This is a genomic window from Phycisphaerales bacterium (genome assembly GCA_029268515.1).
Lineage (GTDB): Bacteria > Planctomycetota > Phycisphaerae > Phycisphaerales > SM1A02 > JAQWNP01.
In genome coordinates, this window is record JAQWNP010000020.1 from 61,274 (window position 1) to 73,957 (window position 12,684).

Annotated in this window: 11 protein-coding genes; 2 read left to right on the forward strand and 9 right to left on the reverse strand. The window is 51.9% G+C overall.

The window, feature by feature from the left end; genetic code table 11:
- Positions 1-54 precede the first annotated feature (54 nt).
- From yajC to xseA, 9 genes are all read right to left on the reverse strand, one after another.
- The gene (gene yajC, locus P8J86_13020) at positions 55-525 is read right to left on the reverse strand and encodes a preprotein translocase subunit YajC (protein MDG2055612.1); all 471 of its coding nucleotides are present in this window, start codon (positions 523-525) and stop codon (positions 55-57) included.
- An 84-nt stretch (positions 526-609) separates the two neighbouring features.
- Positions 610-1,890 (reverse strand): tRNA guanosine(34) transglycosylase Tgt, encoded by a 1,281-nt coding sequence (locus P8J86_13025; GenBank protein MDG2055613.1) that lies wholly within the window; start codon positions 1,888-1,890, stop codon positions 610-612.
- A complete protein-coding gene (locus P8J86_13030; GenBank protein ID MDG2055614.1) occupies positions 1,856-2,947 on the reverse strand; it encodes a rhomboid family intramembrane serine protease in 1,092 nt (363 codons plus the stop codon). The genes P8J86_13025 and P8J86_13030 overlap by 35 nt, the downstream gene beginning before the upstream one ends.
- A gap of 90 nt (positions 2,948-3,037) precedes the next feature.
- On the reverse strand, positions 3,038-4,081 hold the full coding sequence (locus P8J86_13035) for a site-2 protease family protein (GenBank protein ID MDG2055615.1): 1,044 nt from the start codon (positions 4,079-4,081) through the stop codon (positions 3,038-3,040).
- On the reverse strand, positions 4,078-4,617 hold the full coding sequence (locus tag P8J86_13040) for an NUDIX hydrolase (protein ID MDG2055616.1): 540 nt from the start codon (positions 4,615-4,617) through the stop codon (positions 4,078-4,080). The genes P8J86_13035 and P8J86_13040 overlap by 4 nt, the downstream gene beginning before the upstream one ends.
- Before the next feature lie 99 nt (positions 4,618-4,716).
- Positions 4,717-5,343, reverse strand: a complete 627-nt coding sequence (locus tag P8J86_13045) for an OmpA family protein (GenBank protein MDG2055617.1) — start codon at positions 5,341-5,343, stop codon at positions 4,717-4,719.
- 83 nt (positions 5,344-5,426) lie between these two features.
- Positions 5,427-6,740, reverse strand: a complete 1,314-nt coding sequence (locus tag P8J86_13050) for a prepilin peptidase (GenBank protein ID MDG2055618.1) — start codon at positions 6,738-6,740, stop codon at positions 5,427-5,429.
- Between the two features lie 54 nt (positions 6,741-6,794).
- Complete coding sequence (gene xseB / locus P8J86_13055; GenBank protein MDG2055619.1) at positions 6,795-7,064, reverse strand: exodeoxyribonuclease VII small subunit; 270 nt, start codon at positions 7,062-7,064, stop codon at positions 6,795-6,797.
- A 76-nt stretch (positions 7,065-7,140) separates the two neighbouring features.
- A complete protein-coding gene (gene xseA / locus P8J86_13060; protein MDG2055620.1) occupies positions 7,141-8,628 on the reverse strand; it encodes an exodeoxyribonuclease VII large subunit in 1,488 nt (495 codons plus the stop codon).
- Positions 8,629-8,717: 89 nt separating this feature from the next.
- Between xseA and recG the strand changes: the two genes are divergently transcribed.
- Both recG and polX read left to right on the forward strand, forming a co-directional pair.
- Complete coding sequence (recG, locus tag P8J86_13065) at positions 8,718-10,901, forward strand: ATP-dependent DNA helicase RecG (protein MDG2055621.1); 2,184 nt, start codon at positions 8,718-8,720, stop codon at positions 10,899-10,901.
- A gap of 56 nt (positions 10,902-10,957) precedes the next feature.
- The gene (polX, locus tag P8J86_13070; GenBank protein ID MDG2055622.1) at positions 10,958-12,682 is read left to right on the forward strand and encodes a DNA polymerase/3'-5' exonuclease PolX; all 1,725 of its coding nucleotides are present in this window, start codon (positions 10,958-10,960) and stop codon (positions 12,680-12,682) included.
- Positions 12,683-12,684: the final 2 nt, after the last annotated feature.

Genomic DNA, 12,684 nt, shown 5'->3' on the forward strand with positions numbered 1-12,684 from the left:
ATTTATCAACCGCTCACTTGGACGAATTGCCGGACGGTACCGAACCATAAACGCTCAAGAAACCGTCTCCTCCTCCAGGTCTTCGATGCTCTGCTCTTCTGCAATATCACTTGCGTCTAGTACTTGCTGCACAGACGCTCTTGCAAATGAGATTCTTGTATTAGATGACTCATCCACTTTCAATATGACGACTTCAGGTTTAATTTCCATGACAGAACCAATCACACCGCCAATGGTCTGGACGCGATCATGTTTTTGAATACCACGGAGCATGTCATCACGCTGTCGCTTCTGTTTTCGTTGATTCATGATTGAAAAGAAGAACAGCACGCCCAGTCCCAGCAACATAAAGATAAAAATGCCGCCACCGCCAAAGGCGCTTTGCGGCGCCGCGACTGGGGCTCCCGCTACACCTGGAGCTACTGCTGTACCACTCGCCCCACCTGCCGAAGGCGCAGCGCCCGGCGTCGGTACAGCAGCCGACATCACAAGAACGGATGGCATTTGATTTAGCAAACTAATCATAGAGAGGCTCGTTTCTTATCCTTTAGAAGGACAAAGCTATTTCGGGTTAAAACGATGCGCCGCAGGACGCATCCTCAATGCCAGTTAGGCTGGCTCATTCTGACATCCACGCTTCCGATCCAGGACCGGCCATCGCTCATAGAGTAAAGACCAGGAATCTTCCTTGATCGCCTCCCGGATGTCCAGCATGAGGCTCTGAAAGTGATGGATGTTATGCAAGCTGACTAAGATCGGGCCAAGCATCTCCTGGGCCATAAAAAGATGCCTCAAATAAGACCGGCTGAATCCACCCTCCTGATGGCCCGTAGATGGCCGACATGCCACACATTGGCAGCCTGGCTCAATGACCGACTGATCATGCCTACAAGCTGCATTACGGAGCCTAAGTGGGCCTTTACGGGTGAATGCATTGGCATTGCGGCCATTACGAGTCGGCAACACGCAATCAAACATATCAATCCCAGCCCTCACTGCGGCCAACAAATCAGCCTCATAGCCCACGCCCATCAGATAACGGGGCTTATCCGATGGCAATAGAGGTGCCGTGTGCTCAACGACTCTTCTTATCTCAGTTGGCCCCTCACCAACTGCCACGCCACCGATGGCATACCCGGGCAAATCGATATTGCAGATCGCCTCAACGCTCGCTGAGCGAAGATCCAGATCGGTGCCGCCCTGGATGATTCCAAAAAGAGACTGTTCTTCAGCGCGCCGATGAGCCAACACACAGCGCTCAAGCCATGCCACAGTCCGCTGATGGGCAATCTGGAGTCGCTGGGCGTGATTCACCTGATCTCCCCGGCCAACTGAGCCACCCATACGGCGTATGACACCCGCAGATTCCTGAGGGTCGACACTTGGCGGACAGTCGTCGAAGGCCATGATGATGTCTGCTCCCAGATTATTCTGGACGGCCATTGAAGATTCAGGGCCGAGATGAACTGATGCCCCATCAATGATTGACTTGAATGTGACCCCTTCGTCATCGACTGAATTGATATCCGCCATCGAGAAGGCCTGATACCCACCTGAATCCGTCAATATGGGCCCATTCCAGTTCATGAAGCGCTGCACACCGCCGCAGTCTCGAACCAGCTCATCACCAGGCCGCAGCATCATGTGATACGCATTATTTAGGACAATTTCACAACCCGCCTGGCGGAGCTGCTCTGGAAGCAGACCTTTCACCGTCCCACGCGTCCCAACAGCCATAAAAGCCGGCGTCGTAAAGGCCCCATGAAGTGTCTGAACCTGCCCCACGCGAGCATCGCAAGAATGACTTTGATGTTCAACTGAAAATGAAAGTGCCTGGGCCATGGCTCTACCACTCTTACGTGTTATCGCGACGACGATCAGAGGCTTCATGCAGCAAACGCTTCTCTTTGGACGTCAATGCATGAACTCCTTCACGTGAGATTTTGTCGAGGACCCGATCAATCTTGGCTCGATCAACAGTGCGATCTAAGCGACTACGTGACGTTGGATCAACACGCCCCAAGATGTCAAAGAAACCATGCAAGAGATGTGGCCGGCGTATGAAGTAAAAACCTGCAGCTGCGCCTCCAAGGTGAGCCGCTTCACCGCCTGCATTACCTTTGCCCAGCAGGACCCACACAATTGAGAGTATCACAAGGCCCCAGGCCAACTGGGCGAGTTTCATTGGAATGATAAAGAACAGAAGCACCGTCACCTTTGGTGCCAAGAACGCCCCAGCCAGCAAGACTCCAAAGACACCAGCAGACGCACCGATAAGCGGCGTATCTGTTGAATAAAACAAGAGCCCTGGCACATTGAAACCTGGCCACAGCAAGTCAACGATATAACCACCGAGATTAAGAAACAGGTACAAGATGGCGCCGAACATGCCACACAAAATATAGAACGCCAGGTAACGCTTACCTCCGAGGTAGGCTTCCACGATTGAACCGAAAAAGAAAAGTCCAATCATATTGAACAAGAGATGATTGAAGTCAAAATGTAGAAATTGAAATCCAATGAAGCGCCAAAACTCGAAGCCTAAAAAGCCACGACTCGTAGAAAAGTGCCCCCACTCCATCAACGGATTAACGGGCCTATTGCCGAGTACCAATTGGTACCCGAGTACCTGACGGGTCTGCCTTTCAATGATCGGATGTCCGTACCCAAGATTTCCCGGCGCTAACTCGACGGTACTGCTGATCTCATAATCAACATCATTAAGGCTCGGCAGCCCTTGCACCAATAGTATGGATCCCGTTGGGGCCCAACGTTTTAAACCAGCTTCTTCAAGTCCCAGACCAAGCAAATAGACGGCGACACAAATCAGAATCAACCATGTATTGACTGAACGCAAGCCTCTGGGGGAGGCTTGGCCAGGTCCGCGAGAAGTTGCGGACCGCCTTGGCCCAGGACTTCTCAAATAGTCTCGATCGTAGATACCCATACTAATAAACTGCTATTGCCTCAATTGAAGTCGAGTGACCATTCTTCGTAGATCCCATTCTACGCTTAACTGTATAACCCGGTGATCCAATCATCTGCCACCTGTTCTCTCGTCTTTGGCTCGCCGGCGATCCGTATCTTGTTGAAGCAAACGCTGCTCACGCGCGTTGAGTGAATGTAAGCCATCTTTGGCAATTTTATCCAGAATCAGATCGATCTTGTCATTGTGTGCCTTTTTCTTTTTCGCTTCTTGCGCTTGCTGAGCTGCAACACGGCGTAGCTTTCGTTCTGCTCCAGCATCGACGGGCTGCTCATAACCAATATCCAGCATTGCCTCGTCAGCCATCTCTAACTGCTTAAGAGTTTGCCAACTCGTCAGACCACAGAACACGGCAATAATGACAACGGTCCAACCACCGATATCGATGAACACCACGCCAAACACTCCGAGTGCGATTGCTGCTACCAAACCGATGCGGACAGCAAGACGCTTGGCATGAATGGCTGGCATACGTCGAGCAAGAAACAACTCTAGCAGTCGCCCACCATCAAGTGGATAAGCAGGTATCAAATTGAATACCAACAGCATCAGACTGACTAAATTGATTAAATATAAACCAACGTACACCCACGATAGGCTGATCACTGTTTCTAAACCCGTTCCTAAAAACGGGTTTGGCAAGGCCACACCCCACCACTGCCCCGTGATAAAACCGAGCAATGGAATCGTGACAATACAAATGGCAACATTGACCAGTGGACCAGCAATGACTGTCCAAAAACGACTCGACCAGTTGCTTGCTGGCATACATGAAGCCAGCCCACCCAGTGGCCACATCAAAATGTCATCTGCTTGCCCACCAGTCAGTCGGCTTCCCGCGCAGTGCCCAAATTCATGCGCCAAGACGACAACGAACAAACAGGCCAACATGGCCAGCATAATGCCAGTCGGCAATGTAAAACCACTGTCAATTAAAGAACGGATGAGTTCAAGAACAATGTAGATAATAAAGATCAAATGCAGACGTATGCGAATGCCTGCAATCGTTCCGATGCTGAGAGCCCAGCTCCAAATATCGTTAAACCGCGGTGATGAAGAACCACCACTGGCCCATTCACGGCCTTCCCAATTCATGGCGAAGGCTCCATCGACTCAAATCGTTGCAAAAACAAGAGACCCGCGAGCGTTTTGGCATCCTGCACCTGACCTTGGGACAGAAGCTGATCAATTTCATCGCGCCGCAACACCATGACTTCAATATCTTCTCCTGGCTCAAGCGCTGTCGAACCCGCTGTGAGGCCACGGGCAAGAAAGACATGCATCAATTCATCGGCAAAGCCTGGGGAGGTATAAAAGGTGCCCAATCCATCCCATTGCAAGGCCTGGTAACCAGTTTCCTCAGCCAACTCACGCTGAGCTGTTACCAGAGGTGCTTCGCCTGGCTCAAGCTTGCCTGCAGGAAACTCCCAAAGCCGCTGATCAGGGGCAATCCGATAGTTCCGAATCAAAACCAGGCGGCCATCGTCTAACTGCGGCACAATCATGACGGCTCCTGGATGGCGCACCATCTCACGCCGCACCGGCCTGCCCTGCTCATCAGACCATGTCGCCACTTCGACAGAAAAAAGCGTCCCATTGAAAGGACGCTCAATGTGTTTTTCTTGATTCATGGCCATCATCATATGCACGGATGCCGAAACATGAGCGCAACAACAGAAACCATCTCCTACACGGGAATGAAACAAGCACCAAGAGGTGACAGAAGAGGCTTAACCCGCGACGACAATAATGTCGACACGCCTCGATTTCGCCTTCGAGCCCTTGCCGCGATACGGCCCATAGCTCTCTATACCAATGCGGTCTGCAGGCACACCTCTTGATATCAAGTACTCGCTCACAGCAAAGCCGCGCTCGAAACCGAGATGCCAATTGGTCTTATGCCCACTCTTGCGAATGGGATCTGTATCGGTATGACCTGCAACTAGAACGTACTGGCCGTTGTAGTTGCCCTTGAGCAAGGAAGCGACCTGATCCAATGAACTTTTGGCCGCAGATTTTAAACGCGTGCTCCCTGAATCAAAAAGCAAGTCCGATGCGATCGACGCTGTGATCTGCTTATCGGTGACCTGAGTCGTCACACCAGGAATGGCATCAAATGGATTGGCTCCTGCTGCCTGGGGTTCAGCTGCTGGCTGCTGCCTAAGAGCACGAAGCTCTTCACGGAGCTCTGTAACCTCTTGTCGATGCGCCGAGTTCTCATCCTTCAGGGCCGTACGAAGTGTGCTCACCTCGTCCATTAGAAGAGCATTCTCGTCAGTTTTGTTTTGATCGCAACCAGTCAGTGCGCTTGCGCCAACAACAATTGCCAAACATCCAATCTTAGTTCTCCATAACATCCGCATGCGGTCAATTCCTTTTTTTAGCCGCCTGTAAAAAACAACAAGATCACTCCATCGACCCAGTTGTTAGAGATCACTGTCTAAAATCTAACCCCCCTCGTCAAATCATTACTCTGAAAGCCAGTACCCTCAAATTCCACTCGGCCCTGCCCCACCATTTCTGGCGAGTGAACTAGCTCAGCCTTCGGATATGCAATGGTCGGAAACATGACCATCCAAACCCGCTCAATTGGCCCCCGACAGATGATCACCACCAAGGTAGCGACCGCCAAATGTGGGCCATAAGGCAACTCTCGACGTGGTCGTTTAAACACGCCTGCAATCCCCATCGACACAGCCGCCCATGCAATGCCAGAAAACGGGGCGATAAAGAAAATCAGGATGGGATCAAACCAGCCAAGCACCGCTCCAACCGCCGCCAGAAGATGCACATCACCCAACCCAATTGCCTCACGCCCAAAGGCCAGCGTCCCGAAGATTCTTAAGGCCCAAACCACCCCACCGCCAACTAAATAGCCCAGGACGCTGCCGCCAATGGACTGAAGGATGACCGGTGGCACGAGCCCAGGGTTCAGACTGAGACCAACCACCAGACCAATGGCGAGCCCAATAATCACTGGGCAGAGGTAGAGGGTCTCGACACCCATCTCCCGCCTGGCAAAGGGATAATCGCCAAGGGTGTCACCTTCTTCTACATATTCGTGATAGTCCCTGAAGCTGTACTTCGTAATACCCAATCGAAGCAGGCACCAGGCGACAGCAACACCAAAGCAACCTCCCATGGCGATTGCGAACCAGAACCAATCAACCCCTGGCAGCGGCCATTGCTCAAAGTTACTAAAACGCCGTGAAGTCAGCGGCTGAATGAATGCTGCCACAAGACCCACCGCTGTAATAAACAGTGGAATCTGAATGGGAATGGTGTAGGTCCGGGCATCAATCACCGTCATGGCAATAAGCCCGCTGATCAGAAACGCGATGGCTAAAAAAGCTGGCCATGCTCGATAAAACTGATTGTAACTCCACCATGGCCCACCAATTTCACCCCAGAAGGCGGTCGAAGAGTCCACCATAAAGTAGATGACGTAGAGGCCAAGAAAAAGCAGTCCCACAATGAACTCAATGAGTGGGTAAACAGGACTGATCTTAACGTGACAAGTGCGGCATCTTCCCCTCACAATAAACCAGCCCAAGATCGGTAGGTTCTCACGAAAAAACTTCAGTTGAACACCACACACTGGGCAGCGGCTTGATGGCGTTGTCAGTGTGAGGCCTAACGGAAGTCGGTAGATCACAACATTGAGAAAACTTCCAACACAAGCGCCAAACAGAAATACAAAAATCGCCCCTGGAAGGAACATCAACAGTGAGGTTCCGATGGAATAGGCGATCACTTGATTCGTTACTCTCTTTCGACGGTTCAGCGAATGATGCCGCTGAATATTTGTTTACTTGGCTGATGTCGTGTCAGTACCAGGCGTCTCAGGTGTCACCTGCTGCAAACTCTGTTGCGCCTTATCAAGCACGGCCTGGCAACGGACAATCAACGTTTCACCGCGGCGGTGAGCTTCAAGACTTTCCTCAAGTCCAACTTCGCCGCCCTCCATGCGTTCAATAATTGACTCAAGCTCCGCGACAGCTTCTTCGAAAGACAGTGAAGAAGGTGACTTGAGCTTGCTTTTTGTCTTCTTAGATGTGGGCTTTGCACTACTGCCCATGTCAACATTCCTCTTTCTCGCTTTGCTTGACTCTCTTTGTGAGAGAGCAGAATTGTGGACCACGACCGAGAAGACCTTACTTGGATCCGTCAAACAGGTCCATTTGTGGGGGCGATCCCGACCTTCTTGGCTTTCTTGATCCCGCCCCCAAATCCACCGCCGCTGAGGCATCCTCTGCATGCTCGCTGCCAGTTGTTTTTTCAACCCGAGACTCGACTTTGCCCTGAGCCAGCCGAGTGGTCAGACGGGCGCCAACAGACAACCCTGTCGTGCTTCGAAGCACGCGCCCCTGTTCATCCTCGGTCAGTGAATAGCCACGAGCCAAGACGCGATTGGGAGAAAGTGCGTCCAATCGCCCAGAGGCCGCCATAACCCGATACTTACTACCGGCAATTCGCTGAGAAACAGCCTGACGCAGCCGCACCGTCGCGGTGGCCAGTTGCCCTTTCTGATCAGCAATCTGAGTCTTTGGTAAATGCCTGGCGAGCCTTGCCCGATGGTGGTCAAGTTGCCGTTGAGCATTCGCTAAACGGCGCTGCATCGACTGCGTCAGGCGGGATTCACATAAGGAAACACGTGACCGCAATGGCTGGAGTTGCCCCTGAGGATCGCGAAAAAAAGCATGCCTTGTGATTGCTGCCAGTCGCTGCTTACCTCGTTCAATCAATTGTTCAACAAGACGACGCAAACGCTGGGCATTGAATTCAAGCTGCTGCTGCCATGCATCACGCTCTGGCACCATCAACATTACCGCTTGTGTCGGCGTCGCCGCTCGCACATCAGCGACCAGTTCGATGATTGTTGTATCAGATTCATGCCCAATGGCTGCGACAATCGGTAAGTGGCATGCAAAGACCGCATCTGCTACTTGGCGTTCATTGAATGCCCAAAGATCTTCAACTGAACCGCCACCACGTGTCACTAAGATTCCATCGAGCCCACGTGCTTCTGCCTGGGCGTCCATTTGTGAAATCGCAGCAGCAATTGCTGGGGCTGCAGAGGCGCCCTGTACCGGCACATCAACGATGACCAACTCGACGCCCGCAAATCGTTTTGCTGCAGTACTAATGACATCTTGAATGGCGGCACTACCAGCACTGGTAATCACTGCAATTCGAGATGGAAAAGTTGCCAGCGGCTTTTTTATTGACTGTTCAAAATAACCTGACGCCCTCAGTTCTTTACAAAGCGCCTCAAAACGCTTTTGCAATGCACCGACGCCAACAGGCATGATTTTCGACACATATAGTTGAGTGCGACCTTGCGGTCCATAATGTGAAATCTGGCCGGTCGCAATCACCTGATCACCATCCTCAGGCTGTATGGTGAACGACCGTGCCACAGATGCCCAGGCCACACAGGAGAGTGTCGCCTCTTCGTCTTTGAGGGTGAAGAACCAGTGATTCCGACTGCTCAGATTGCTGATCTGGCCCACCACCTCCATTGAGGCAGGCAGACCAGAGGCTAGGGCGGACTGGATCAGCCCAGTGGCCTCTGAGACGGTGAACCTTGTCTCTGGCGGCTGGTTCGTCGTTTCGGATATCGGTCTGGTTGGGAACTTCATCTTTAAGCCATGGTTCTTCACTGGACGCCGGGGTTTACGCACGCGCGCATGATATCGTTATGAGATCTGAATTCGTCGTAGAGAACAATATGTCCATAAACCCACAACAGACAAGCTCCAGCACCCCCACTATTGAGCTGATCACGAGTGTTGAGTCAATTCCAGGGGTCACTGAAAAACAGGCCACTGAGCTGCGCCTGCTGGGCCTACGCTGCGTCGCTGACCTATTGCTTCATATGCCACTGAGATATGAAGATGTCTATGAGCCCTGCACGATTGCCCAGGTCAGTCAGATTGTTGAGCAGTCAGGGGGTGAGGCACCAGGTATCTTGACAACGACGGGCGAAATCGACCAAGTCCAGCTTCGGTTTGGCCGCCGCAAACGAGTCGAAGTCGAAATATCTGATGGTGATGGCAGCATGGTGGCGGTTTGGTTTAACACGCCCTGGATACATCGTCGCCTTCATCCTGCCATGCGCATTGAGGTCACTGGGCGTCCTAAATACCAAAAAGAGACACTCACGATCATTAATCCTCGCCTGCGTATTCTTGATCAGGACAGCGAAGACCAAGAATCTCCATTGACGGCTGAACAAGAAACAGCGCCAGAACATGCAACCCAGAGCATCATGCGCCCGGTGTACCCTGCTTCGGAGCGTCTCAAGTCGAGTGCTATTGCCGAAATCACGGGATCAATTCTCAGTTGTGCAATTGAGCGTATTGAAGATCATCTCCCCGACACATTCCGCAAGCAGCGATCGATGCCTCCACTCGCCGATGCCTATCGGATGGTCCATCAACCCAAAGATCAACTCGAGGTTGACGAGGGACGTCGGCGCCTGATCTATGATGAGTTTCTACTGCTTCAACTTGGCGTTTTTCTTAAACGACATCATCGCCAGCAAACACTTCGGGCCATTAACTTGGGCCGCTCTGAAGCTATTCATGAGCACATCCTGGCAAGATTTCCATTCAAGCTCACTGAAAGTCAAAACGAAGTCATCGAACAACTCTCAAGTGACTGCGGCCAATCAGTACCAATGAACCGATTGGTTCAGGGTGATGTGGGTTCAGGCAAAACCGTCATCGCTTTATACGCACTATTGCTCGCTGTTGCCAACGGTCATCAAGCCGTTTTGATGGCACCCACAGAGCTACTGGCTGAACAGCATAAGAGTCTTCTTAAGAGCTGGCTCGCAGACTCAAAAGTCCGCGTTGAACTGCTCACCAGCTCACTCACAACACGAGATCGAAACCACATTTTGAACGCTATTGAGTCTGGCGAGGTTGATATTGTGGTGGGGACACATGCCGTCCTGACCGATGATGTTGCTTTTCGATCCTTAGCCGTGGTGGTGACAGATGAGCAACATCGTTTCGGTGTCCATCAACGTGCTTCACTTCGAAGCAAAGGTGCTGATTCTGATTTAGTGCCACACTGCCTTGTCATGACGGCAACACCCATTCCTCGAACTTTGTCACTTACTATTTTTGGTGACCTCGATGTTTCAACCATTCGCGGCATGCCTCCAGGGCGGCAACCTGTTCAAACACTCGCCGTACCACCAGAAGCTGCCTCTCGGGTTTACACCCGCGTCGCTGAACATGTTTCTCAGGGCAGACAAGCCTATGTGGTCGTTCCTGTCATTGATGAATCCAACACTGGCCTGAAAGATGTTGCCAGTCATTGTGCTGCACTTCGCGATGGGCCTCTCGCAGGCCGTCGTGTGGAAGCAATGCATGGAAGGCTCAGTTCAATTGATCGCGATGTACTGATGCAAGAATTTCGCCAAGGCGACATCGATGTCCTTGTTGCCACAACAGTGATCGAGGTCGGTGTTGATGTACCCAACGCAACCATGATGATCATTGAACACGCTGAACGTTTTGGGCTCGCTCAGCTTCACCAATTAAGAGGACGCGTGGGACGCTCTGATCAGCAGGGACACTGTGTTTTGATCTCGCAAGCCACCACATCTGAAGCCATATCTCGCATCAATGCTTTAGTGGAAACTGCCGATGGATTTGTGATCGCGCAGCGTGACCTGGACATCCGTGGCCCAGGCGAGCTCTTCGGCGCTAAGCAAAGTGGCTTGGCGCCCTTCCGCATCGCTCAGCTACCCGCTGATACCGAGTTGCTGCAGCTGGCAAGGCGGGATGCCGCTGAGCTCGTCGAACAGGACTCACGCCTGACAGATCCAAGCCATCGCCTGCTCAAAAGACGCCTTCTGAAGGCCCATGGTTCAGCCTTGGGCCTTGGTGACGTCGCCTAACAGGCATCTTTACGATCTTCGGCGACAAGCATCCGGAGAAGTTAAACTCGTTGGTCATGTCAAAGAACCAAGAGATTGCCACGCTGTTTGAAGAGATGGCCGACCTGCTCGAGCTCACAGGCGCCAATGCCTTTCGTGTGAATGCCACGCGCAGAGTGGCGCGTACACTTGAAGAATTGCCCTGCGACATCGCAGAAATGGACAGCGATCCAAAACAGATCACCGCGATCGATGGTATTGGTAGCGGCAGTGCCGGACGTATCATCGAATATCTGGAAGAGAGTCAGATATCAGAACTCGATGCACTTCGTGCCAAAGTGCCAGCTGGCTTGAAGCAGGTTCTTCTTGTACCTGGCTTAGGGCCGAAGACGGTCGCGACGCTTTGGAAAGAGGCAGACGTCACAGATCTTGAATCACTGCGCAAAGCGATTGACAGCGGCGTGCTGGAAACGCTACCGCGCATGGGTAAGAAGACAGTTGAAAATATTCGACAGTCGCTCGACTTTGTTGCAACTGCAAGCACACGCTACCGGTTGGACCAAGGATTAAAAGAAGCAGAGCTAATAGTGGCAACGCTGGCAAGCACGCCCGGGGTTGAAGAGATGACCTATGCTGGTTCTCTGCGAAGAGGGCGCGACACGATTGGTGACGTCGATATTATTGCCACGACTTCAAAACCTGAGCTACTTGCTGATCGCTTTACCGACTTACCTGATATTGCAAAAGTCCAAGCCAAGGGACAAACCAAGTGTTCTATTCGCAAGAGCAATGGGCTCCAGATAGATTTGCGCATGTTTGAAAAGCATCTCTACGGCGCTGCGCTCCTCCACTTTACTGGCTCGAAGGAACACAACGTCGTAATGCGGCAACGGGCCATTGATCGCGGACAGCGACTGAGCGAATACGGCCTCTTTGAGGAGACTGATGACAAGGCGCCTAAACAAATCGCTGCTGCAAGCGAAGAGGCGATCTACCAAGCACTCGATCTTCCTTGGATTCCACCTCAACTTCGAGAAGATCGTGGCGAGTTCATCGAAGAACTTCCCAAGTTGATTGAGCTCGACAATATTCGGGCCGATCTCCATAGCCATACCATTGCCTCTGATGGAAAGCTATCGATCGAAGAAATGGCGAAGGCTGCAAAAAAGCGAGGCCTCAAGGTTCTCGCCATTACAGATCACTCCCGTTCTAGCTTCCAGGCCAATGGTCTGGATGTCGATCGTCTCAAGACACATATCGAGGCAATTCATGAAGCCAATGAAAAGATCAAAGGCATCACACTGCTTGCAGGATCAGAAGTGGACATCCATGCCGAGGGAAATCTTGATTACGATGATGACACCCTCGCCCTACTCGACATTGTTGTTGCCTCACCACATATGCCTGTCAAACAAGAACCAAAGGCAGCAACAAAGCGTTTGATAAGAGCGGTATCCCACCCACTGGTCAATATTCTCGGCCATCCCACAGCCCGAATCATTAACCGCCGCGCGGGGCTTGAGCCAGACATGGCCGCTGTCGCCGCAGCTGCTGTTGAGGGAAACACGGCTCTTGAAATCAACGCCAATCCCATGCGGCTTGACCTTCGAGATATACATGCGAGATTAGCCATGGAGGCGGGCTGTATGATAAGCATTAACACCGATGCCCATGCAGCTGAACAATTCGATCTGCTTCGCTTTGGAATTATGACTGCTCAGCGCGGCTGGGTCACAGCAGATCGATGTATCAATACTTGGACCAACGCAAGACTACTCAAATGGATTGCGGCAGGGCGCTAACA